17 protein-coding genes are annotated in these 23,373 nt (G+C 63.6%); 7 read left to right on the plus strand and 10 right to left on the minus strand.

Features of this window, described 5'->3' with window-relative positions:
• Nucleotides 1-7: 7 nt before the first annotated feature.
• The 3 genes from LOKO_RS10505 to LOKO_RS10515 all read right to left on the minus strand — a co-directional run bounded on the left by LOKO_RS10505 (nt 8) and on the right by LOKO_RS10515 (nt 4,403).
• Nucleotides 8-1,600, minus strand: a complete 1,593-nt coding sequence (locus tag LOKO_RS10505) for a methyl-accepting chemotaxis protein (RefSeq protein ID WP_235588841.1) — start codon at nt 1,598-1,600, stop codon at nt 8-10.
• 252 nt (nt 1,601-1,852) lie between these two features.
• On the minus strand, nt 1,853-2,977 hold the full coding sequence (locus LOKO_RS10510) for an RNA-guided endonuclease InsQ/TnpB family protein (RefSeq protein ID WP_066448702.1): 1,125 nt from the start codon (nt 2,975-2,977) through the stop codon (nt 1,853-1,855).
• 151 nt (nt 2,978-3,128) lie between these two features.
• Nucleotides 3,129-4,403 (minus strand): O-acetylhomoserine aminocarboxypropyltransferase/cysteine synthase family protein, encoded by a 1,275-nt coding sequence (locus LOKO_RS10515; protein ID WP_066452321.1) that lies wholly within the window; start codon nt 4,401-4,403, stop codon nt 3,129-3,131.
• A gap of 138 nt (nt 4,404-4,541) precedes the next feature.
• Between LOKO_RS10515 and LOKO_RS10520 the strand changes: the two genes are divergently transcribed.
• From LOKO_RS10520 to LOKO_RS10545, 6 genes are all read left to right on the plus strand, one after another.
• Complete coding sequence (locus tag LOKO_RS10520; protein WP_066448705.1) at nt 4,542-6,263, plus strand: SulP family inorganic anion transporter; 1,722 nt, start codon at nt 4,542-4,544, stop codon at nt 6,261-6,263.
• A gap of 276 nt (nt 6,264-6,539) precedes the next feature.
• Nucleotides 6,540-7,700, plus strand: coding sequence for a TAXI family TRAP transporter solute-binding subunit (locus LOKO_RS10525; protein WP_066448708.1), 1,161 nt, complete (start codon nt 6,540-6,542; stop codon nt 7,698-7,700).
• 66 nt (nt 7,701-7,766) lie between these two features.
• Nucleotides 7,767-9,779 carry a TRAP transporter permease gene (locus LOKO_RS10530; protein ID WP_066448715.1) on the plus strand — a complete coding sequence of 671 codons (2,013 nt, stop codon included), beginning with the start codon at nt 7,767-7,769 and terminating at the stop codon, nt 9,777-9,779.
• A gap of 55 nt (nt 9,780-9,834) precedes the next feature.
• Nucleotides 9,835-11,274, plus strand: a complete 1,440-nt coding sequence (locus tag LOKO_RS10535; protein ID WP_066448717.1) for an enoyl-CoA hydratase/isomerase family protein — start codon at nt 9,835-9,837, stop codon at nt 11,272-11,274.
• Nucleotides 11,271-12,467 carry an acyl-CoA dehydrogenase family protein gene (locus tag LOKO_RS10540; RefSeq protein WP_066448720.1) on the plus strand — a complete coding sequence of 399 codons (1,197 nt, stop codon included), beginning with the start codon at nt 11,271-11,273 and terminating at the stop codon, nt 12,465-12,467. Before LOKO_RS10535 ends, LOKO_RS10540 begins: the two co-directional genes overlap by 4 nt.
• Before the next feature lie 9 nt (nt 12,468-12,476).
• On the plus strand, nt 12,477-13,610 hold the full coding sequence (locus tag LOKO_RS10545; protein WP_066448721.1) for an acyl-CoA dehydrogenase family protein: 1,134 nt from the start codon (nt 12,477-12,479) through the stop codon (nt 13,608-13,610).
• Between the two features lie 68 nt (nt 13,611-13,678).
• Here LOKO_RS10545 and LOKO_RS10550 read toward each other — a convergent pair whose 3' ends face one another.
• Nucleotides 13,679-14,608 (minus strand): electron transfer flavoprotein subunit alpha/FixB family protein, encoded by a 930-nt coding sequence (locus LOKO_RS10550; RefSeq protein WP_066448724.1) that lies wholly within the window; start codon nt 14,606-14,608, stop codon nt 13,679-13,681.
• Between the two features lie 14 nt (nt 14,609-14,622).
• Nucleotides 14,623-15,372: an electron transfer flavoprotein subunit beta/FixA family protein gene (locus LOKO_RS10555; RefSeq protein WP_066448726.1), complete on the minus strand. Its 750-nt coding sequence runs from the start codon at nt 15,370-15,372 to the stop codon at nt 14,623-14,625.
• 405 nt (nt 15,373-15,777) lie between these two features.
• Between LOKO_RS10555 and LOKO_RS10560 the strand changes: the two genes are divergently transcribed.
• Complete coding sequence (locus tag LOKO_RS10560; RefSeq protein ID WP_066448729.1) at nt 15,778-17,463, plus strand: electron transfer flavoprotein-ubiquinone oxidoreductase; 1,686 nt, start codon at nt 15,778-15,780, stop codon at nt 17,461-17,463.
• A gap of 61 nt (nt 17,464-17,524) precedes the next feature.
• Here the strand turns inward: LOKO_RS10560 and LOKO_RS10565 are convergent, their stop codons facing one another.
• From LOKO_RS10565 to LOKO_RS10585, 5 genes are all read right to left on the minus strand, one after another.
• Nucleotides 17,525-18,613 carry a DegT/DnrJ/EryC1/StrS family aminotransferase gene (locus LOKO_RS10565; RefSeq protein WP_066448731.1) on the minus strand — a complete coding sequence of 363 codons (1,089 nt, stop codon included), beginning with the start codon at nt 18,611-18,613 and terminating at the stop codon, nt 17,525-17,527.
• A 14-nt stretch (nt 18,614-18,627) separates the two neighbouring features.
• Nucleotides 18,628-19,605, minus strand: a complete 978-nt coding sequence (locus LOKO_RS10570) for a Gfo/Idh/MocA family oxidoreductase (protein ID WP_066448734.1) — start codon at nt 19,603-19,605, stop codon at nt 18,628-18,630.
• 92 nt (nt 19,606-19,697) lie between these two features.
• On the minus strand, nt 19,698-20,519 hold the full coding sequence (locus tag LOKO_RS10575; RefSeq protein WP_066448736.1) for a sulfurtransferase: 822 nt from the start codon (nt 20,517-20,519) through the stop codon (nt 19,698-19,700).
• 67 nt (nt 20,520-20,586) lie between these two features.
• A complete protein-coding gene (locus tag LOKO_RS10580; protein WP_066448738.1) occupies nt 20,587-22,803 on the minus strand; it encodes an ATP-dependent helicase in 2,217 nt (738 codons plus the stop codon).
• A complete protein-coding gene (locus LOKO_RS10585; RefSeq protein ID WP_066448739.1) occupies nt 22,800-23,351 on the minus strand; it encodes a DUF1285 domain-containing protein in 552 nt (183 codons plus the stop codon). The genes LOKO_RS10580 and LOKO_RS10585 overlap by 4 nt, the downstream gene beginning before the upstream one ends.
• Nucleotides 23,352-23,373 lie beyond the last annotated feature (22 nt).

Here is a 23,373-nt window from a genome sequence, read left to right on the forward strand (position 1 = left end):
GCTACGATCAGGCCGCCTCGGGCTTGTAGCCAACACGGAAACCGCCCCAGTGCTTGCCTCCCACGTAGATCGGCACCGAGAGGTCGTGCATGATCTCTCCGGTGTCCCGCTTGTAGGTCTGCAGCAGCAGCGCCTTTTCATGGGAGCCACACCGCTGCCCGGTAGGATCCTCATAAATGCGCCGGTTGCGGCAGAACTTGAGGTCGTGATCGTAGTCACCGGTTGGCGGCTGGCTGACGCCTTGATTATGTGTGGGTATGTAGCCGCGGCGGTCGATGCCGATGGCGTAGGCCACCCCCAGACGCTCCAACAGCGGCTCCTGGATGGCCGGAAAGTGTTCGTCCGTATAGCTGACGAAAGCGGTCATGTGCTGCTGTGGGTTGGTGCCGGGTATCGGTGTATAGGTGGCTTGAAATAGCGTCTGCTCGTCGAGCTCACCTCGCTTGATGGCCGAATCGAGCAGTGAGCCGAGATTGCCCGCGGCCTGTCGTGCCGCCTCGAATACCTGCTGGTGACGCCCTTCCAGGCGCTGTTGCGCCAGCGCTCCATCGACGGCTTCCGCCCCCTCCATGAGCGAACGGGCCTGGCTTGCAAGGCCATGCATATCGTGGGTGCCCTGCTCGGTCTCACCCTCCAGGGTCGTCAGCGTCCCCGCCACCCGCTGGGAGTGCTGATTGGTGTCTTCCATGGCCACGGCAATGGAACGAATCTCACTTTCGACCTGATCGAAGTTGCCGGTCATCTCAGTCAGTTGCTCACCAACCTTGCTCATCTCCTTGGCTCGGTCACCGACGCGCTGCATCAGATGACCGATGGTGTCGACCACGCGATGGCTACTGTCGCCGATATCACCCACTAGGGCCTCGACGTTACGTGTGGCATCCGCCGTGCGTCCCGCCAGCTGACGCACCTCTCCCGCCACCACGGCGAAGCCCCGACCGTGTTCGCCGGCGCGGGCCGCTTCGATCGAGGCATTCAGTGACAGCAGGTTGGTCTGTTCCGCAATCTCCTCGATCAACGAGGTGACATGGCGAACACTATCGGCTTTCTGGCTCAACAAGTTAAGCAGCTCAAGCGCCTCTTCCGAACGCTCGGCCAGTGCCTGCATTTCCTCGATGACCTGGCCTAGCGCTTCACGGCTGACGTGGCTGGCGTCCCGGGAGCGGCTGGCGAGGGTCGCCACGTTTGCCGCACTCGCTGCCACCTGTTCGATGGCGGAGGTGATCGAGGCCATGCTTGCGGAAGCCTCGCGCACCGTGTGACCCTGGCGTTCCAGGCGCTGATCCATGCGATCAGCATGGTGCGAAACTTCGGCCGAGGCGATGGCCGTATTGCTGGCCTGACGTATCAGGCCATGGGCCATGCGCCGCAACGACAGGTAATCGCGAGTAGCTGGCAGCAGGGCCTTGACCCCCTGAGCTTCCAAGGTGTCTGCATTGGCACTATAGACACTGGCCACGCCTGTCAGCGCCAGCAAGCCGCCTGCCAGGACGCCGAGCACGAGCCCCAGGTAGGCTTGCCACCCTGAGCCAGGGTCGTTGGATAGGAAAACGCCCGCGGCAAGAGAGACCGCGGCTAACAGAAACAACAGTATCCGCATGACGCCTTATCTCTTTGTTATTGGAAGTAACAAGAGATTAGCGCCTTGCAGGTCGTATTAGCATCACCACTTTGGCCTGAGAGACGAAAGCAGAACTAAAGTTGCTGAAAAATCAGCCGACAAGGCAGGGGTATCTCAGCAGGCCTGACACTCCTCGCCCGCCGCGCTTCGCGCTTTGGGTGAGGGTTCTAAGGTCACCCCCAGAACCTTCCTGCTTCGACACGCCTTCACTAGGCAGCGGCTAGGCAGCGGCTAGGCCGCTGCCCCCGCTCCAGTCGCTCCACAGGCTAACCCCGCCAGCCCGGCGGTTCGGATATTCCTGGCGGCATTGATGTCGCGGTCGAGGGCTTGCCCGCAGCTTGCACAGTGCCAGTGGCGCCGCGAGAGTGGCAGCTTCTCAACCTTGTGCCCGCAGCCATGGCACATTTTACTGCTTGGCAGCCACTGGCTCACTTTCACCAGTTGCCGCCCTGCCCATTCTGCCTTGTAGACGAGTTGGCGAAGAAACTCGCCCCACCCCGCATCGCTGATGGCCTTGGCCAGGGAGCGGTTCTTGATCATCCCGGTGATGTTGAGCGACTCGACACACAGCACTTGGTTTTCGTTGACGAGCGTGCGGGTCGCTTTATGGATGGCATCGCGGCGACAATCCGCGATCTTGGCATGCCGTCGCGCCACCTTCTGGCGCAGCTTGTTTCGGTTGTTCGAGCCTTTTTGCTTTTTGGCCAGCCGGCGCTGGAGATACGCCAACTTTGCTTCATAGCGTTTGAGGTGGCGCGGATTGCCCGACTTGATGCCCTCGCTGGTGATGAACAGGTCGGTCAGGCCCAGATCGATTCCCGTCATCTTTGGTGTCACCGGCAACACATCCGGCGTGAAATCGCACAGGCAGCTGATGAAGTAGCGCCCGGCACGATCCCTTGAAATCGTGATGGTAGACGGTTCGCTGGGGAGCGGGCGGCTCCAGCGAATCGGCAACGGTGTCTTCGTTTTCGCGATGGTGATCTCGCCATCCCGATAGCGAAACGCGGCCTTGGTCAGCCGGATCGATTGTCGGCCATCCTTGCGCTTGAATCGCGGATAGCGCGCCCTGAGCTTTGGGTTGAAGAAGTTGTCGAAAGCGGCTTTCTGGTCTCGTAGGGTTTGTTGCAGTATCACGCTGGATACATCGGCAAGCCACGGATACTCAGCTTTCAGTGCCACCAACCGCTTTTCCACTGCGGAAGGCGATATCGACTCGCCGTGCTGCTGATAGGCTTCTGTGCGATACGTCAGCGTGTTGTTCCATACAAAACGCGCACAGCCGAACGACTGTGCCAACAGCACAGCTTGCTCAGACGTAGGATAAAAACGTTCTTTGTAGGCACGTTTTGTCATACTGGAAAAATATCAGGGGGTAGTGGCAGTATCAAGTGAGGCACCGCTGCGCGGTGCGCGCTTGTATCACCGCCCGAGTGGGCGATGCTTTACGCGTTTGTCTGGTAAGAACATCAGTCAAAGCCGCCCCAGGATGGGGCGGCCCATGGCGTCATGCCTGACTGGCGGAGAGCGCCTGTTCCAGGTCGGCAATAATGTCATCGATATGCTCGATGCCGATGGAGAGGCGCACCATGTCGGGTGTCACGCCGGCGGCGATCATTTCCTCGTCATTCAGCTGGCGGTGGGTGGTCGAAGCGGGAATCGACGAGCAGGTCTTGGCGTCGCCAATGTTGACCAGACGCAGGATCATGCCTAGCGCATCGTAGAACCGGGCTCCCGCCTCGCGGCCGCCCTGAATACCGAAGCTGAGAATGCCCGATGCCTGGCCGTTCATGTAGCGCTGGGCAAGCGCGTGATCCTTGTGGCCGGGAAGGCCGGCATACTGAACCCAGTTTACCGCCGGATGCCCCTCCAGGTACTCGGCCACCTTCCGCGCATTGGCACAGATACGCTCGATACGTAGCGACAGCGTTTCCAGACCCTGCAGCAGATTCCACGCCGCCTGGGCCGACAGCGCCGCCCCCATGTTCCGGAGCGGCACCACCCGGGCACGGGCAATGAAGGCGGCTTCGCCCACGTCGCGGGTATAGCTCACCCCATGATAGGAGACGTCCGGCTCGTTGAGCAGCGGAAAACGCTGCGGGTGGTCGGCCCAGGGAAACTTGCCGGAGTCGACGATGACACCACCGACCGTGGTGCCATGGCCACCGATATACTTGGTGGCCGAATGAATGACGATATCCGCCCCATGCTCGATCGGCCGCCACAGGAAGGGTGTGGGTACGGTGTTGTCGACGATCACGGGAACACCATGGCGGTGGGCGGCCTCCGCCAGCTTCACCATGTCGACCACGCTACCCGAGGGGTTGCCGACGCTTTCGCAGAAAACGGCCTTCGTGCGCACATCGATCAATGACTCGATGCCGGCGATGTCATCCTTGTCGGCAAAGCGCACCTCGATGCCTTGTCGCGGCAGGGTATGCGCAAACAGATTGTAGGTGCCGCCATACAGCTCGCTGATGGAGACGATATTGTCACCGGCCTCGGCGATGGTCTGGATGGCATAGGTGATCGCCGCCATGCCGGAGGCGACCGCCAGGCCAGCGATACCGCCTTCCAGTGCGGCGACGCGCTGTTCCAGCACCGCACAGGTGGGGTTCATGATGCGAGAATAGATGTTTCCCTCGACCTTGAGGTCGAACAGGTCGGCGGCATGCTGCGCGCTGTCAAAGGAAAACGAGGTGGTCTGGTGGATAGGAACGGCCACGGCGTGCTGATCGTCGGGGGAATAGCCGTGGTGGAGGGCAATAGTTTCGGGCTTCATGGCAGGGCCTGATGGAGTGAAGAAACGGTTGAGCATTTCACCTGATGCTAACCAAGTCTCAACCCTTCCACCAATATCGTTTAGTCTGGTGCCCTACGCCCTGCTGCCGGCCCCGACACCCAACCTCGAAGAGAACGGATGCTCAAGCGCTATCTGCCGATACTGACATGGCTGCCCCACTATAACCGCCGGCTGTGCGGCGCCGACCTGCTGGCCGGTGCCATCGTCACCATGATGGTGATACCACAATCCTTGGCTTACGCCATCCTTGCCGGCCTGCCGCCGGTGGTGGGTCTCTACGCCAGCCTGCTCCCGCTATTGGCCTATACGCTGCTGGGCACCAGCCGTACGCTTGCCGTGGGCCCCGTCGCGATTATCGCGCTGATGACCGGGGCAGCCCTGAGCGATGTCGCCGCACCAGGCAGCGCGGCTTATCTCCAGGCCGCCCTGGTGCTATCGCTGCTCTCCGGGCTGATGCTGGTCATCATGGGCGCGCTGCGCATGGGCTTCCTGACCAACTTTCTGAGCCACCCGGTGATAGCCGGTTTCCTGTCTGCTTCCGGTATCCTCATCGCGGCCAGCCAGGCCGGCCATCTGCTGGGTATCGAGGCCATCTCCACGGCGCTGTTGCCCAGGATAGCGGAGCTTGCCGCCGGACTGCCGCAAGCCCACCTGCCGACGATGGCCATTGGCAGCGGCTGCCTGCTTTTCCTGATCCTGCTGCGCCTGCGCGGCAAGCGGGCACTGCGTGGGCTCGGCCTGCCCGGAAACCTGGCCGACCTGATCACCCGGGCCGGTCCCGTTCTCGCCGTGGTGGTGACCACCTGGATAACCTGGCGTTTCGACCTTGCGGCGCAGGGTGTGGCCGTCATCGGCGACATCCCCCGTGGGTTGCCACCCCTGACGATTCCCGGCTTCGACGGGTCACTATGGCGGGCCCTGTTGATTCCTGCCTTTCTCATCAGCCTCGTGGGCTTCGTGGAGTCCATCTCAATGGGTCAGATGCTCGCCGCCAGGCGGCGTGAACGCATCTCTCCCAACCAGGAACTGATCGGGCTCGGCGGGGCCAACCTGGCAGCGGCCTTCTCTGCCGGCATGCCCGTCACCGGGGGGCTCTCGCGCACGGTGATCAACTATGATGCAGGAGCCCGCACACCGCTTGCCGGTTTTTTTGCCGCCATCGGCATCGGCGCAGTCACGCTTTACTTCACCCCGGCCCTCTACCACCTGCCCATCGCCACGCTGGCTGCGACCATCACCGTGGCCATCCTGACCCTGGTGGACATTCCCATGATCCGCCAGACCTGGCGCTACTCCCGCAGCGACTTCTCCGCCATGGCGCTGACCATCCTGTTGACCCTGGTGGAAGGGGTTGAGGCCGGGATCATCAGCGGTGTCGCACTCTCCATCGGGCTGTTTCTCTATCGCACCAGCCGCCCTCACAGCGCATTGGTGGGCCGCATACCCAAGACCGAGCACTTTCGCAACGTCGAGCGTCACGACACCGAGACCGTCAGCCACCTGGCCCTGCTGCGCATCGACGAAAGTCTCTACTTCGCCAATGCCCGCTACCTGGAAGACACCGTCTACGACCTGGTCGCCACCCGCCCCGAGCTTGAGCACGTGGTATTGATCTGCTCGGCGGTCAACCTGATCGACGCTTCCGCCCTGGAGAGCCTGGATGCCATCAACGGGCGCCTCTCCGATTCGAGAGTGACGCTGCATCTGGCCGAAGTGAAGGGGCCGGTCATGGACCAGTTGAAGCGCAGCGACTTTCTCGACGACATGACAGGGCGGGTATTCCTCAGCACCTATGCCGCCTGGCGCGAGCTGTCGCGCCCCTCCGACCCCATGCAGTGACTGTGCGGCCGCGGCTCCCTCCTGGGACAGGAGGCGACTATACCTTGGTCGTATCTTCCCATTTTTCGCAACCCTTTCTGCATCAGGCTTCTCTCGCCTTCCGCTGATTTATCAACCGGTTGACGTGCACGTTCCGCCAAGCGGACGGCTAGGCTCCGCGGCAAGTACAAGCATGCGTTGACACCGCGTCACTGCCTTATCTAGTATCGAGTTCTGTTTCGGAATCAAATACCGCATAGCAAAACAACAATCGCTTTTCACCAATGGAGTCGCCTCATGCGCCAGCTCTCCCGCTCACTCATCACCGCCGCCTTGCCGCTCTCGCTGCTGGCTGCCGGCGTTACCCAAGCCACCGAGGTGGATCTACCGCGCACCATGGCATGGACCGCTTACGGCACCAATTCCAGCGGATACGCTCAGGCCGTCGCCATCGGCAACATGCTGCAGAATCAGTACGGCACCTCGGTTCGCATCCTGCCGGGTGACAATGACGTTTCCCGCATGACGCCCCTCAAGCAGGGTCGCGTCGACCTCTGTGCCTGTGGCATCGCCAGCTACTACGGTGCAGAAGGGGTCATGATGTTCGCCGACCGCGACTGGGGCCCCCAGCCGATTCGGGTGATCACCACCTCCACGGCTTCCTTCGGCCTGTCGCTGGCGGTGGCAGGGGATCTCGGCGTGGAAACCCCGGCCGATCTGAAAGGCAAGCGTATCGCCTATATCCGCGGTGACGATGCTCTCAACAAGGGCACCGAAGCCTACCTGGCCTTCGGCGGCTTGACCTGGGACGACGTGGAGCGGGTTGACTTTCCCGGCTATGCCCGCTCCTTCGACGGCATCATTGCCGGCAACGTCGATGCCTCCTTTACCACTACCGTAACCCCGCCGGCTCAGCAGCTCTCCAGCAGCCCACGCGGCATCAGCTGGCCGGTTCTAGACCCTGACGATGCCGAAGGCTGGGAGCGCATGATGGCAGTGGCTCCGTACTTCCGCCCCCATGAAGTGACAGCCGGCGCGGGAGACGTCAGCGCCGACAACCCCGTGCCCAGCGCCAGCTATCCCTACCCGATCGTGGTCGCCAACGAAGATCTCGATGACAAGGTGGCCTACGGCCTGATCAAGGCGTTGCAAGACAACTACGATGACTACAAGGATGCAGCCCCGGGTGCCGTGGGCTACGCCTTCGAATACCAGGATCTTCAGTGGGTCATTCCCTTCCACGATGCGGTTGTCGATTACTACGAGGAGATCGGCGTCTGGACCGAGGAGATGCAGGCACATCAGGAATCGCTGGTGGAGCGTCAGGAGCTGCTTGTTGCCACCTGGGACGCATTCCTGGCCGAAGCCCCCGATGACGAAGATGCATTCCGAGAAGCCTGGATGCAGGCACGCACCGAGGCACTCAGCAACGCTGGTTTCGATCCGGTTTTCGAGTAAGTCAACGCCTTCCAGCCTGATCTTGGGGCGGCCCTGCCGCCCCTTCCCCGATTCCCGGACGCCGCCATGACCCATCCCACCCCCCCTGCAGATTCGACGCAAGAACTAAAGGAAAAGGTCATCCACGTTCGTCCGCTCCCCCCCGCACTGCGATGGATTCCCGGCGCAGTGACGGTGGTGCTGATGATGATGACCCTGGATTACCTGTTCAACGTCGGCTTGTTGCGATTCGTCACCGGGCTGGAAACCCAATTTTACTATGCCGTGGTGGCCCTGCTGCTGCCTCTGGTCTTTCTGTTGTGGCCGCTCAAGACCTCACTGCAGCATCGACCCATACCCTGGTATGACTACGCCCTCAGCATCGCGACGCTGATCGTCGGGGGCTACTTCGTCTATCACGCAGAGTCGATTCTCGAACGCGGCTGGGCCTTTGCCGCCCCAGATATTGCCATCATGGCAAGCTACGCCTGGTGGCTGCTGATCATTGAGGCCGCCCGTCGCGCTGGCGGCTGGCCCATCGCCGTCATCGTGTCCCTGTTCTCCCTCTACCCGCTGGTCGCGGACATCGTGCCAGGACCAATCCAGGCATTCCCCTCCTCCCTGGAGGAGACCGCCATGTACCACACCATGAGCACCGAGAGCATCATGGGTGTGCCGCTGCAAGCCTTCGCCGGCCTGGTCATCGGCTTCCTGGTGTTCGGCGTGGTGCTGCAGAAGAGCGGCGGCGGCAAGTTCTTCATCAACCTTGCCTTTGCCCTGCTCGGCCATGTGCGCGGCGGGCCTGCCAAGGTTTCGATCTTTTCCAGCGGCCTGATGGGCTCGATGAGCGGCAGCGTGATAAGCAATGTGCTGACCACCGGCGTGCTGTCGATCCCTGCCATGCGCCGTATCGGCATGGGCCGCTCGTTCTCCGGCGGCGTGGAGGCATGTGCCTCCACCGGTGGCGTGCTGATGCCCCCGGTGATGGGCGCGACAGCCTTTGTCATGGCGATGTTTCTCGACGTGCCCTATTCGGCCGTTGCCCTGGCCGCCATCATTCCCTCGATTCTCTACTTCCTCGGCCTGTTCATCCAGATCGATGCTTATGCGGCGCGCCACGACATCAAGGGGCTACCCGCCGTGGAGCTACCCTCCCTGTGGCAGACGCTCAAGGAGGGCTGGTACTTCATCTTCGTCTTCGCCCTGCTGGTGTGGATGCTGCTGGTGATGCAGCGCGAAGCGGTGGCTCCCTTCTACGCCACCGCCCTGCTCTTGGTGCTCAACCAATTCTCCCGCCACAACCGCTGGGGCTTGAAGGAACTTGGTGAGACACTCTCCTCCGCCGCCAAGCTGTTCGCCGAACTCATCGCCATCCTGGCCGGCGTCGGGATGCTGGTCGGTGCGTTGTCGATGACCGGACTCTCCGGCACCATCGCCAACGACTTCATTCATATTGCCGGAGGCAGTGTCCCCCTGCTGCTGCTCATGGGCGCATTGACCAGCTTCGTCCTGGGGATCGGCATGACCGTTACCGCCGCCTATATCTTCCTCGCGGTGGCACTGGCGCCGGCACTCATCCAGGGCGGCGGGCTCGACCCCATGGCCGTGCATATGTTCATCCTCTACTGGGGCATGCTGAGTTTCATTACTCCGCCGGTGGCGCTCGGCGCCTTCGCCGCGGCTACGGTAGCGGGGGCGCGCCCCATGGCCACCGGCCTGCAGGCCATGCGCCTGGGCAGCGTGATCTACTTCATTCCGTTCCTGTTCGTGCTCAATCCGGCGCTCATCATGCAGGGTGAACCACTGCAGATTGGCCTGGTGTTCTTCCAGGCACTGGTGGGTATCGTGCTGTTCGCTTCGGCCATGCAAGGCTATCTGATCGGCGTAGGCCGGCTCGGCGTCGGTGCCATCTATGAAGCGCTCGTGCGCAGCCTGGTTCTGGTGGCAGGTCTGCTGTTCGCCTTGCCCGGCGGTGGCATGGTGCCGCTCAGCCAGCTCGAGCTGATTTTCTTCGCCCTCGCCGCTTTGGCCCCTGCGGTGCTCCTCGCACGCTGGAGCCAGCGCCAGGCGCGGCCAAGTTCAGCCCACATCGACACATGAGCTACCGTATGCCTGATTTCTTTCGACCCATTGCTGACACTGGGAGCCCCGCCCCATGACGACACCGGTCACTTACCATCGCCATGACAATATCGGTGTGATCACCATCGACAACCCGCCCGTCAACGCCTTGGGACAGGCGGTACGGCAAGGCCTGGTCGAAGCGGTAGCCAAGGGTATCGAGGACCATGACGTCCGTGCCATGTTACTCGTCGCCAAGGGCCGCACCTTTATCGCCGGTGCGGATATCCGGGAATTCGGCAAGCCCCCCCAGGCCCCGCTGCTGCCGGATGTGATCCGGCATCTCGAGACCAGTAGCAAGCCCATCGTCGTGGCACTTCACGGCACCGCGCTTGGAGGCGGGCTCGAGGTCGCGCTGGGCTGCCAGCTACGGGTCGCCCTGCCTGGCACACGGGTCGGTCTGCCCGAGGTCAAGCTCGGGCTGCTGCCGGGTGCGGGCGGTACCCAGCGGTTGCCGCGCCTTGCCGGCGTCGCAGCCGCCCTGGACCTGATTACCAGCGGCCGATTCGCCAGCGCCGATGAAGCCCTGTCACTTGGCATCGTCGATACCATCCGCGACGCGGACAGCCCCCTCGATGCCGGCCTGGCTGTGGCCCGGGAGATGCTCGCGGGCAAGCTCCAGCCCCGTGTGACCGGCGAGCTACCGCCGGCCCAGTCCAACCCCGAGGCCATCGCCGACTACCGAAGCCGGCTTGAGGCTGAAGTGCCCGAGCTCTTCTCGCCGTTTCGCTGTGTCGAGGCCATTGCCGCCAGTACCGAGGGCAGTCTCGATGAAGGCCTTCGCCGCGAACGCGAGCTGTTCCTGGCCTGCATGGACTCCCCCCAGCGGGCGGGACTGATTCACGCCTTCTTTGCCGCCCGCGCGCCCCACAAGGTCCCCGGTGCCGATGACACGCCGACCCTAACCCAGGTTGCCCTGCTCGGCGAACATTCCCTTTTTCGCCAACTTGAGGCTAACGCCGAGCGTGCCGGCGTCACGCTGACCGCCTCCCCGGTTCCGTCGACCCAGGCCTGCCTGATGGCACCCGGTGCCGATGCCGGCTCATGCCCTGCAGACGCCCTGCGTATCGTGCTGCTGACGGCCACCGAGGCCACCGATCTCGAGGGGATAGAGGCCGAGCTGGCCCTGGTTGTGCCGGACAGGGGCCCGCTAGTGGAGCTGGTCTCACTGGGCGCAGAAACCACCGAACAGCAGGCGGTAGCCAACCTTCTCAAGGTTCTGCGCCAAGGGGTTGTCGTCAGCAACCGGGGAAGCCTGCTGGCGGTGCTGACCCAAGCGTCAGACGATGCTGTGGCAACCCCTCATGCGGCCATGGAAACCGTCAGCCTTACGCTGTCCGAGCGCGGCTGGGCCTACCGCAACAGCGATATCGACCTGCTGGCCATCGAGGCCCTTGGCTATCCCCGACACCTTGGCGGCCCCCATCGCCAGGCAAGCCTGACCCTTTCCGACACTTCGGAGAACGCTTCATGAACCTGACCTTCACCGCCGAGGAACAGGCATTCCGTCAGGAGGTGCGAGCTTTCCTCGAAACCTCCCTGCCCAGCGCCATTCGCGAGCGCGTGCGACTGGGGCGGCGTCTCACCGCCAATGACCATATTCGCTGGCAAAACCTGTTGAGCGAACGCGGGTGGCTCGGCGCCAACTGGCCAAAGGCACATGGCGGCCCCGGCTGGAGTCCGGTGCAGCGTCACATCTTCGACGAGGAGTGCGCCGCCGCCCACGCACCGACCGTGGTACCGTTCGGCGTCAACATGGTCGCCCCGGTGCTGATGAAGTTCGGCAGCGAGGAACAGCAGCAGTACTATCTGCCACGGATCCTCGGCAACCGTGACTGGTGGTGTCAAGGCTATTCCGAGCCCGGCGCTGGCTCCGACCTGGCTGGCCTGCGTACACGCGCCGTGCGGGATGGCGATCACTACATCGTCACTGGTCAGAAGACCTGGACCACCCTTGGCCAGCACGCCAACATGATGTTCTGCCTGGTGCGCACCGACCCCGAGGCCAAGAAGCAGGCCGGCATCAGCTTTCTGCTGATCGACATGGCAAGCCCCGGTATCAGTGTACGTCCGATCGTGACGCTTGATGGCGCCCATGAGGTCAACGAGGTCTTTCTCGATGAGGTGCGCGTGCCGGTGGCGAATCGCGTGGGCGAGGAGGGAGAGGGCTGGACCTGTGCCAAGTTTCTCCTCACCCATGAACGCACCGGCATCGCCGGCCTGGGCCACGCCAAGCAGGCACTTCGCCATCTCAAGACGCTGGCGATGCATGTCCAGCATCGGGGCAAACCGCTTCTGGAACTGCCGAGCTTCCGCCACCGAGTGGTCAAGGCGGAACTGGAGCTGATGGCACTGGAAGTCACTAACCTGAGGGTAATCGCTGCTGCCCGTGACGGCGGCGTCCCCGGCGCGGAAAGCTCCCTGCTGAAGGTGCGTGGATCGGAGCTACGCCAGGAGCTGAGCGAACTGACCCGCCGTGCCCTGGGACCCGCCGCGCTGCCCTTCTTCCCCGATTTTCTGCACGGTGATGCCGAGTTCGACGATCCTGAACTGGCCGAAGCGGCCGCCGCCAGCGCTCAGTACTTCAACCGCCGCAAGCTCTCCATCTACGGCGGTGCCAACGAAATTCAGAAGAGCATCGTTGCGAAGACAATTCTCGGCATGTAAGGAGCCCCCATGGACTTTTCCTACAGTGACGAGCAGCGCATGCTCGCCGACACCCTGGAGCGTCTGATCGCCGACCAGGCCCCACTGCAACGACACGGCAGCCGCCTGGATCCTGCTGGCTGTGAGGCTTCTCCCCTGTGGCAGACGTTTGCCGAGCTTGGCCTGCTGCATATGCCCTTCGCCGAGACAGTCGGCGGGCTGGGCGGCGACGGTACCGACCTGATGATCATCATGCAGGCGCTGGGGCGTGGCCTGGTGTCGGAACCCTACCTGGCCGGGCTGCTTCTCCCCGGCGACCTCCTGGCCAGGCTTGCCGACCCCGACCAGCGTTCACGCTGGCTCACACCCCTGCTCGATGGCGAACACCAGCTGGCGCTGGCGTGGCAGGAACGGGACTCACGCTACGATCCCGGCGCCATCACCACCACAGCCTATCCCCATGGCGATGGCTGGCGTCTCGAAGGTAGCAAGCACTTGGTCATGGGCGCAGCGTCTGCCGCAGCCATCCTCATAACCGCCCGAATCAGGCACGAACGGCTCGACGGCGATCGCCTGGGTGTGTTTCTGCTGCCAGCCGGCACTCCCGGACTGACTCGCTGCGACTACCACACCATTGACGACCAGCCGGCCAGCGACCTGGTCCTGGAGGGTGTGGTGCTGGAGGCGTCAGACTGTCTTGCCGAGGATGGCGCGAACGCCCTGGGTGCCACACTCGCACGAGGCATGGCTGCCCTCTGTGCGCAGGCCGTGGGCGCCATGGAGGAGAGTTGCGACCAGACCCTCGCTTTTCTCAAGGAGCGCCGTCAGTTCGGCGTGTCGCTTTCCAGCCTTCAGGTGCTGCAGCACCGTATGGTCGACATGCACCTGCATCTCGAGCAGGCCCGCTCCATGGCGATCCTCGCCGCAACGAGCCTCGACCTGCCCGAGACCGAACGGGACTACCGTATTGCAGCGGCCAAGGCCTACTGCGGGGAAGCCGCCCGCTTCGTCGCCGAACAGGCTATCCAACTGCACGGCGCCATGGGCATGACCGACGAGTGTCTGGTCTCCCACTACGCCAAACACCTGGTGATGTTCGACCACTACCTGGGTGACAGCGATCACCACCTCGAACACGTCAGCGAGCGGTTGAGCGCAGCCTGACACGACAAAGGGCCCCTCGCGGGGCCCTTTGCTTTTCCAGGGTCAGCCGACGCAGTTGCCGCACTGCCTTACAGCTTGCTCTCGAGCTCCGGCAGGATCTCGAACAGGTCGCCAACGAGGCCGTAATCCGCCACCTGGAAGATCGGCGCCTCTTCGTCCTTGTTGATCGCCACGATCACCTTGGAGTCCTTCATCCCGGCCAGGTGCTGGATCGCACCGGAGATGCCCACGGCGATGTAGAGCTCGGGGGCGACGATCTTGCCGGTCTGGCCCACCTGCATGTCGTTGGGCACGAAGCCGGCGTCCACCGCGGCCCGTGAGGCGCCGATGGCGGCACCCAGCTTGTCGGCGATGCCGTCGAGCAGCTTGAAGTTCTCGCCGCTGCCCATGCCGCGACCGCCGGAGATGACCACCTTGGCTCCAGCCAACTCGGGGCGGTCGCTCTCGGCCAGTTCCTGCTTGATGAAGGAGGACTGGCTGTTGTCGGCCACGAAGTCCACCGCCTCGATGGCGGCACTGCCGCCTTCGGCCGCCACCGCATCGAAGCCGGTGCTGCGCACGGTGATGACCTTGAGGCTGTCCGCGCTCTGCACGGTGGCGATGGCGTTGCCGGCGTAGATCGGACGCTTGAAGGTGTCGGCCGAGTCCACCGCGACGATCTCGGAGATCTGGCTGACGTCCTTGAGCGCGGCGAGACGCGGCATGACGTTCTTGCCGGTGGTGGAGGCACTGGCCAGCACGTGGCTGTAACCGTCAGCCAGTTCGACCAGCAGCGCGCCCATCGGCTCGGCCAGCTGGTGGGCATAGGCGGCGTTGTCGGCCACACGGACCTTGGCCACGCCGTCCAGCTTGGCGGCGGCCTCGGCCACGGCGCCAACGTTCTCGCCGGCGACCAGGATATCGATGTCGCCACCGATGGCTTGAGCTGCGGCGACCACGTGGGCGGTGGCGCCAGCGAGCTGGCCGTCGTGATGTTCTGCAAGTACCAGAATGCTCATGAAATCAGCTCCTGTTAAAGCACTTTGGCTTCGTTCTTGAGTTTGTCCACGAGCTCGTCGACGGAGCCCACCTTGATACCGCCCTTGCGCTCGGCCGGGGATTCGACCTTGAGCAGCGTGACCTTCGAGGCCACCTCGACGCCGAGGTCCGCCGGGGTCTTGACGTCCATGGGCTTCTTCTTGGCCTTCATGATGTCGGGCAGCTTGGCGTAGCGTGGCTCGTTGAGGCGCAGGTCGGTGGTGACGATGGCCGGCAGGGTCAGCTCGACGGGCTGCAGGCCGCCGTCGATCTCGCGGGTCACCTGCAGCGTGTCACCGTCGACCGCCACTTCCGAGGCGAAGGTGCCCTGGGGCAGGCCGGACAGGGCAGCCAGCATCTGGCCGGTCTGGTTGTTGTCGGTATCGATCGCCTGCTTGCCGAGAATCGTCAGGCCCGGCTGCTCCTCTTCCACCCCCTTGGCCAGCAGCTTCGCCACCGCCAGCGACTCGGCCCGCTCGTCGGTTTCAATGTGGATCGCGCGGTCGGCACCCAGTGCCAGGGCGGTACGCAGCTGCTCCTGGGCGGCCTTGGGACCGATGGTCACGGCCACGACCTCAGTGGCCACGCCTTTTTCCTTCAGCCGCACCGCCTCTTCCACGGCGATCTCGCAGAAGGGGTTCATGGCCATCTTGACGTTGGTGAGGTCGACGTCACTGTGATCCGCCTTGACGCGGATCTTGACGTTGTAGTCGATGACGCGTTTGACCGCGACGAGTACTTTCATGGTGTCCTCGCTTGGTTCGCTCTGTGAACCATCTGGTTAGGGACTCGCTGATCTACCCGGTTGGAACCGAAGCTACCAGCGCTTCCTATGTCAGCTAGGCCAGCCGTTGGGCCACGAACCGGCTGACATGCCTCTGTGTCCATGCGCTGCCCATGCGTTTCATGCAAGCGTTTGATAGGCACCGCACCGAAAAACCTTCCCAATGTGCCACAGGCGCACCCATGGCAACAATCCCTTCCACGGCCAGACCTTGGTCAGCCAATTGACACATTGCCCATCGTAGGGGTGTCCTGAGTCGTCTATTATGCCTATCATGGAGAATATCGAGAAGCAAACGACCGTTTTAATGACTATCGACGTTAGTGGTAGACCGTAACCGACGGCGAATGAGTGAGGAGCGACCGGATGTCAGAGCAAGTAGAGCGGGATTCGATGGAGTTCGATGTGGTCATCGTCGGCGCCGGGCCTTCGGGCCTGGCGGCGGCCTGCCGCCTGATGCAGCAGGCCAATGAAGCAGAGCAGGAACTGACGGTGTGCGTCGTGGAGAAAGGCTCCGAGGTGGGGGCGCACATCCTCTCGGGCGCCGTCTTCGAACCCCGTGCCCTGGCCGAACTCTTTCCCGACTGGGAAGAGCGCGGCGCCCCGCTCACCACGCCGGCCATTCGCGACGAGCTCTACCTGCTCAAGGATGCCGAGAAGGCCCAGAAGCTGCCCAACGCCCTGGTACCCAAGAGCATGCACAATACCGGCGGCCAGAACCACGGTGGAGGGTCAGCCCGCTACGTGATCAGCGCCGGCAACCTCTGCCGCTGGCTGGCCGAGCAGGCGGAAGGACTCGGCGTGGAGGTCTTCCCCGGTTTCGCCGCCCAGGACGTGATCCAGGACGAAGATGGCACGGTCCGGGGCATCCTGATCGGCGACATGGGCATTGCGGCCGATGGCACGCCAAAGGACAGCCATATGCCGGGCATGGAGCTGCTGGCCAAGTACACCCTGTTTGCCGAAGGCTCCCGTGGCCATCTGGGCAAGCGGCTGATCGAACAGTTCAAGCTGGACGAGGGGCGTGACCCGCAGCACTACGGTATCGGCCTCAAGGAGCTGTGGGACATACCCGCCGAGAAACACGAACCGGGCCTGGTGCTGCACGGCTCCGGCTGGCCGCTGGCCAAGGATACCCACGGCGGCTGGTTCCTCTATCACGCCGAAAACCAGCAGGTGGTGGTCGGCCTGATAATGGACCTTTCCTACCAGAACCCCTGGCTGTCGCCCTTCGACGAATTCCAGCGGATGAAACACCATCCGGTACTCAAGCAGCACCTGGATGGCGGCAAGCGCATCGCCTACGGTGCTCGCGCCATTACCAAGGGCGGCCTGAACTGCCTGCCGAAGATGACCTTCCCGGGTGGCCTGCTGATCGGTTGTGACGCCGGCACTCTCAACTTCGCCAAGATCAAGGGACTTCACACTGCCATGAAGTCGGGCCTGGTGGCGGCCGAGGCGGTCTTCGAGGCGATAGCGGGAGGTGATGAGGGTGGCCTGGAACTTACCGCCTTTACCGAAAAATGGGAGCAAAGCTGGGCCTATGCTGAACTCAAGGAAAGCGCCAGCTTCGGCCCGGCGATCCACAAGTACGGCACCGTGGGCGGTGGCGCCTACAACTTCATCAATCAGCTGCTAGGCGGCAAGCTGCCCAACGTCCATGACACCACGCCGGACCATGCGGCACTCAAGCCAGCCAGCGAGTTCGAGAAGATCGACTACCCCAAGCCGGACGGCAAGCTCTCCTTCGACAAGCTCTCCTCGGTGTTCCTGTCGAATACCAACCACGAGGAGGACCAGCCCTGTCACCTGAGACTCGCCGATCCGGAGCTACCGATCCGCGAGAACCTGCCCAAGTACGCCGAGCCGGCTCAGCGCTACTGTCCGGCGGGTGTCTATGAGGTGATCGAAGGCGACGACGGCAAGCCGCAGTTCCAGATCAACTTCCAGAACTGCGTGCACTGCAAGACCTGCGACATCAAGGACCCGGCCCAGAACATCACCTGGGTGGCACCGGAGGGCGGCGGCGGCCCCAACTATCCCAACATGTAGTCGTATCAAAGGATAAAGGGCGTGCCAGGTGGCACGCCCTTTTCGTTGGCGCCGATAGGCCTCAGCCCAACGCCTTTAACAGCACCTCGACTACCCGCCGCTGCTGCTCGGCCTGAAGATAGGGATGCATCGGCAGGCTAAGTATCTCCCGGCATACCGCCTCGGTGACTGGCAAGCGACGGTCAGGATCAGCAACGGCAGGCTGGAGATTGAGCGGAACCGGGTAGTGTACGGCGGTCGGCACGCCGGCATCGGCCAGCGTCGCCTGCACCTCATCACGACGCGGTACGCGGATACTGTACTGGGCATGCACGCTGGTATTACCTGCTGCCAAGGTCGGCGCCGTGACGACACCGGACTCGCCCAACAACCTGTCATAGCGCTCGGCTGCCTGCTGCCTCAGCACCAGCTCTTCGTCAAAGATATCGAGCTTTGCCAGCAGTATGGCAGCCTGAAGCGTATCGAGCCGACTGTTCATGCCCACTCGGGTATGGTGGTAACGCCGGGCCTCACCATGTCGGGCCACGAGGCGAGCTGCCTCTGCCAGGGCATCGTCGTCGGTGAACAGGGCACCACCGTCACCGTAGGCACCGAGTGGCTTGCTGGGAAAGAAGCTGGTGCATGCGATGCGTGACAGGCCGCAGGAACGACGCCCATGGCGGGTGGCGCCGAAGCTTTGCGCGGCATCCTCCACCACATATAGCCCATGGCGCTGCGCCAGCGCTTCGATCGACTCCATGTCGGCGCACTGGCCAAACATCGAGACCGGCATGATGGCACGGGTTCGCGGTGTGATGGCCGCCTCGACCCGAGCGGGATCGAGCAGGTAGGTATGCGGGTCGATGTCCACATAGACCGGCCTGGCACCAGCAAGCACAACGCTTTCGGCACTGGCGATGAAGGTAAAACCGGGCACGATCACCTCATCGCCCGGGCCGATATCGAGGGCCATCAGCGCGATCTGCAGTGCATCGGTGCCATTGGCGCAGCCGATGCAGTGAGAGACGCCTACATAGTCGGCCAGGCGGCGCTCCAGCTCGGCCACTTCTGGCCCCAGCACATAGCGGCCGTGAGCCAGGACTTCCTGAATGGCGGCGTCCAACCGGGGCTTGATACGCGCCTGCTGCGCGGCAAGATCAATGAAGTTCACTCGACCTCCTCCGCTCAATCCTGGGTGGGGACATCGCCAGCACGAGCCGAGGCGATACGGGACAGCTGGGGGTGGGCCTCTTCTGCTCGCGGCGCCTCCGGGCTCGCCTGGCCCAGTTGATAGACAGTCTCGAGGCAATGTCGCACGGTCTCGATCCCAAAGCCGCGCCCGGCGAGAATCTCGCGATAGCTGACGGTGTGCAGATCGGTAAAACCGCTGGAAAACTCGAACTCTTCGCCGTCGCAGGTAATGCTGCGATAGGTCGAGTGCTGGCCACGTACGCGCTCGGGCAGATCCTCGGCGTCGATGGAGAGGAACCAGCGCACCTTCGCTTTCTCGTATTCGAGATAGCCGGCAGCCTTGTGCTCGTCATGGTAGTGCAGCACCATGCGCTTCAACTCGCCGAAGATCACATGCAGCATGTCGAAGAAGTGGATGCCGATCTCTGCCATCACGCCGAAAGACTTGCGCGGATCGCCCTTCCAACTGGCCAGGTACCAAGGACCGCGAGCGGTGATATAGGTCAGTTCGACGTCGTACTGACCAACGCGCTGCTCTGCCATTACCTTGTCCCGCAATTCATGGATGGCCGGATGGTGGCGCAGCTGCATGATGCTGTAGACCCGTTGCCCGGTCTCTTCTTCGATGCAACGCAGCTCATCAAGCTGGGCCGGCGTCGATACCAGGGGCTTCTCGCAGATCACCTCGCAGCCAAGATGCAGCCCAGCCGAGATATGGGCGCTATGAAAGTGGTTGGGGGAGCAGACCACCCAGTAATCGATAGCTTTGTTACCTTGCCGCTTCAGCCGCCAGGCATGTTCGAGGAAATATTCGAACTGGGTAAAGAACGAGCAGTTTGTCGATATAGAATCGATGATGCCCACCGAGTCATTGATGTCGTAGGCTGCCACAAGGTCATGGCCCGTCTCCTTGATGGCCTGCATATGACGAGGCGCGATATAACCGGCCGCACCAATAAGCGTAAAATTCATGTGATATCCCCCGGATTCCCATGCATGTCGATTCCTTGAAGCCCAACGACCGACGCTACCGCCTGCATGGCGAGCAATACAAGATGCATCAATTAGCCACGCACTAACGGCCTGGACGGATCACGAATCCACTCGCTCCATGACCCCCCATACAGCCGGGGCAAGGGGCGACCGGCAATCGCATAGGCCAGGATATTGTGGCAGGCGGTCACGCCAGAACCACAGTAGGCGACAACGGCATCGGCACGGGGAAGTTCGGCATCGAGCGTATCAGCTGCCTTGAAGCGGCCTGCTTCAGTCAGATTGGCAGCACTGGGCCGACAAACTGCACCGGGTATATGCCCCGCTACCGGATCGATGGGCTCAGCCTCACCGCGAAAGCGCTCCAGGCTGCGCGCATCGACCTTCAAGTCACCCCCAGCCAGCACCGCATCAGCATCGACCCAGGCCTCATCATCGAAGCAAGGCTGCCACGTGGCAGGCTCAGGGGCAGGCTCCTGGCCAAGCACCAGCGGCCCGCCCGCCTCCTGCCATGCCCTCAAGCCACCATCCAGGAGCCGAACATCGGGATGGCCGGCCCAGCAGAACAGCATCCACCAGGCCCGTGCCGCCGCCAACTGCCCGCCCATGTCATCGACCACGACCACCGGCGTGACTGGCGTGATGCCAAGGCGCTGAACAAAGGCAGTGAAGGCATTCCGCTCCGGCAAGGGGTGGCGCCCACCCTCCCCTGGCGGCCCGGCGAGATCGCGGTCCAGATCGAGATGTTGACTAGTGGGAATATGCCCGGCCTCCCATAGGCGCCGCCCAGCGCCCGGCTCTCCCAGGCGGGCACGACAGTCGAGCACGAGTGGCGGCTTCCCCGCCTCAAGTGATTCGGCAAGCTCCGCAGCGGATATCAGCACACGGCTCATGTTCGGCTCCTTGTCTTGAGGGTCTCTCTTGAGGGTATCTCACGTAGTTCGATCTCGAGAGACGATATCAGAGGGGCGAAGCCGCCAGATGCGCGGACAGCATCTCGATGGGGGCACGCCGCGCCAGCAAGCGGCGCCGCCCCGCCTGGGCAAAGCGCACTTCGATGACCGGGTCGGCCGGGTCGCCCTCCACCACGGCAATCTCGCCTTCACCAAAGACCGCATGCCGCAGCCACTGCCCCGGCTGGAACTCGCCTGCCCAATAGCCGGCCTGCGCTTCGGCCAGGACCGAGTCGGCCAGCGGCCGAAGCGGCACCTCATGGCCCAGCGTCTCGAGATAGCGGGCCACCAGCGCTGGCGAGGTGACGGCCAGCGGAGAGTCGTCGTCGCTGTCGGCGCCCTCCAGGCGAGCAGCCACCCGCGTACAATCCTGCCAGGCCATCTCGGCGAGGAACCGACTCGGGCGATGCGCTCCCCCATCATGCAGCATGAGCAGCCGCTCCCGGGCGCGGGTAATGGCCACATAGAAGAGCCGCCGCTCCTCTTCCAGCCGCTCCGGGGTCAGCGGGTTGTCGCGGCTGTAATGGGGAAAATCCTCCTCATTGGCCCCGGCCAGGACCACGAGCGGCCACTCCAGCCCCTTGGCGCCGTGTACCGTAGTGATCAAGACGCCGTCGGCGTGGTTCTCCACCGGCCTCTCCAGCAATTCGATGAAGGCATCGATCTCTTTCACCTCACCGGCCTGTTCCACCAGCACATCGAGTAGCCGGACGTCCTCCTCGCCCTTCTCTCGGCGTGCGGCGGCGCGCTTGAGCACCTTCTCGGCGTCGAGACTCTCCACCACATGGGCCAGCAGGCGAGCGGGGGACCAGAGGCCCAGGCGCGGCAGTTCGCAGAGCAGGGCCCAGCGCCGCTTGAGGTTACGCCGCTGTATCGGCTTGAGACTGGCCAGCAGCGGATCGTGTCGGTCGGGAAAGGTCTGCGTCTCCGCCAGTCGGCTGGCCAACGCCGACAGGCGCTCCCGGGCCACGAAAGGGGTCGGCTGCTCCAATAGCCGGCGCACCAGTTCGGGGTCCTGCAGCAAGGCGGCATTCCTCGCCACCCGCAGGTAGCCGGACAGGGCCTGCACCAGCGGCAGCCGGAACACGAAGCGATCCTCGCGGGAGAGCCGAAAGGGAATGCCCGCCTGGAGCAGCCGCAGCTGGAAAGGCACCGACAGCGCCCAGCTGCGCACCAGCAGGCAAGCCTCGTCGAGACGACGCCCCTCACCCTGCCAGGCGGCGAGCGCCTGGGGCAATGCCTCCCTGCCCTGATCGACGGCCAGGGTAGTGCGTGGGTTCTCCGGAGCGGCAAGGCAGAGCTGGTCGGGCCTGCGACGGTTGGCGGCGATGGCGTGGTTGGCCGTCAGCGCCAACGCATGGCCGTGGCGGAAGGTGGTGGAAAGGGGGTAGTCGATGGCCGCGCCGAAGGTGGCGGTGAAGTGTTCGCGCATGGCGTCGGGATGGGCGCCACGCCACTCGTAGATGCACTGGTTCGCATCGCCCACGGCCATGACGTCGGCTTCAGCTCCGGCCAGGGTGGCCAGCAGGCGCAGCTGCGCTTGGTTGATGTCCTGATACTCATCGATGATGACGTGGTCGAGGTAGCCCTGGACACGCTTCGCCAGCTGCGGGTCGGCCTCCAGTGCGCGCAGCGGCCGGTAGAGCAGGTCGGAAAAGGTCATCAATCCGTGTTCGGCCAGCAGTTGCTCGAGGCGCTGGAAGGCTTCCACGAAGTGTCGCGTCTCGTCACCGAAGTCGAGGCGCTCATAGAGGGCCGCCGGCGCCAACATCTCGGCCTTCACCAGGCCACAGAAGTGGGCAAGCGCCTCGAGGGTATCCGCCTCCAGGGCCGTCTCGCGCTGCGTCGGGTCCTCCAGCACTTCCAGGGTCGCCTGGCGCAGCAGGCGCTCCACTTGCCAGTCGGCGGAAAGCAGGCGACGCTCAGGCAGCACACCCCAGCGAGCCAGACTACCGGTCAGCCGGTGGCCAAGGGCGTGAAAGGTGCGCACATCGGGCAGCCGCTGGCCCCGGGGGGCCATGGTCGCCAGACGCTGCTGGAAGTCCTCCCGGGCCGAGCGATTGAACATCAGCACCAGGATACGGTTGGCAGGCACGCCACTGGCCAGCAGATGCAGCACCCGCGCCACCAGCGTGGTGGTCTTCCCGGCCCCGGCCACGGCGGCGACCCGGGCATGCCCGGCGCCATGGGTGACCACGGCGTGCTGCTCCGCGGTGAGTCTCACGAAGGGTCGTCCGGCAGTTCGCCCAGCGGTTGCCAGACACCGCTGCTGGAAAGCCCCAGCTCGATCCGGCCAGTATCGGTGGTGCGCTGCTCGGCGTCCTCCACCAGGCGATAGAACACGTTGCGACCCAGCCTGGCCGAGAGGCCGAAGCGCACCGCGACTTCGGGCACCGCCACCCCGTCGGGGGTATCGCTTACCGTCAGGCGGTGCGCCTCATCCAGGCACAGCCGGTCGCCGACGTTGGTGGTCAGCCACCAGTCCTTCCCTTCCCGCTCGGCATCGACGATCACGAAGGGGCGGTCCTCCACCTGAATGCGCTGCTTCTCGACCGGGGTCACCAGGTAATGGTGGCCATCCTGCTCACGCCGCAGCAGGGTCGACAGCAGCCTGACCAGGCGCGGACGCCCAATCACCGTACCTTCATGAATCCAGCGTCCGTCGGCAACGATCCTCAGGTCCATTTCGCCGACTTGCTGCGGATGCCAACGGTCCACGGGCGGTATCTGTCCGACGGGCTCGACATGCTCGAGTAGCGGCTCCAGGTTCATCTTTCACCTCCGTCACTGACAC

Origin of the sequence: Halomonas chromatireducens (assembly GCF_001545155.1) — a bacterium.
Lineage (GTDB): Bacteria > Pseudomonadota > Gammaproteobacteria > Pseudomonadales > Halomonadaceae > Halomonas > Halomonas chromatireducens.

Bases quoted from the DNA above. Each gene is read 5' to 3' on its own strand.
- LOKO_RS10510 (WP_066448702.1), bottom strand. From the start codon at position 2,977: ATGACAAAACGTGCCTACAAAGAACGTTTTTATCCTACGTCTGAGCAA.
- LOKO_RS10560 (WP_066448729.1), top strand. From the start codon at position 15,778: ATGTCAGAGCAAGTAGAGCGGGATTCGATGGAGTTCGATGTGGTCATC.
- LOKO_RS10575 (WP_066448736.1), bottom strand. From the start codon at position 20,519: ATGAGCCGTGTGCTGATATCCGCTGCGGAGCTTGCCGAATCACTTGAG.
- LOKO_RS10585 (WP_066448739.1), bottom strand. From the start codon at position 23,351: ATGAACCTGGAGCCGCTACTCGAGCATGTCGAGCCCGTCGGACAGATA.
- LOKO_RS10520 (WP_066448705.1), top strand. From the start codon at position 4,542: ATGCTCAAGCGCTATCTGCCGATACTGACATGGCTGCCCCACTATAAC.
- LOKO_RS10505 (WP_235588841.1), bottom strand. From the start codon at position 1,600: ATGCGGATACTGTTGTTTCTGTTAGCCGCGGTCTCTCTTGCCGCGGGC.
- LOKO_RS10545 (WP_066448721.1), top strand. From the start codon at position 12,477: ATGGACTTTTCCTACAGTGACGAGCAGCGCATGCTCGCCGACACCCTG.
- LOKO_RS10515 (WP_066452321.1), bottom strand. From the start codon at position 4,403: ATGAAGCCCGAAACTATTGCCCTCCACCACGGCTATTCCCCCGACGAT.
- LOKO_RS10540 (WP_066448720.1), top strand. From the start codon at position 11,271: ATGAACCTGACCTTCACCGCCGAGGAACAGGCATTCCGTCAGGAGGTG.
- LOKO_RS10535 (WP_066448717.1), top strand. From the start codon at position 9,835: ATGACGACACCGGTCACTTACCATCGCCATGACAATATCGGTGTGATC.
- LOKO_RS10570 (WP_066448734.1), bottom strand. From the start codon at position 19,605: ATGAATTTTACGCTTATTGGTGCGGCCGGTTATATCGCGCCTCGTCAT.
- LOKO_RS10525 (WP_066448708.1), top strand. From the start codon at position 6,540: ATGCGCCAGCTCTCCCGCTCACTCATCACCGCCGCCTTGCCGCTCTCG.
- LOKO_RS10530 (WP_066448715.1), top strand. From the start codon at position 7,767: ATGACCCATCCCACCCCCCCTGCAGATTCGACGCAAGAACTAAAGGAA.
- LOKO_RS10550 (WP_066448724.1), bottom strand. From the start codon at position 14,608: ATGAGCATTCTGGTACTTGCAGAACATCACGACGGCCAGCTCGCTGGC.
- LOKO_RS10555 (WP_066448726.1), bottom strand. From the start codon at position 15,372: ATGAAAGTACTCGTCGCGGTCAAACGCGTCATCGACTACAACGTCAAG.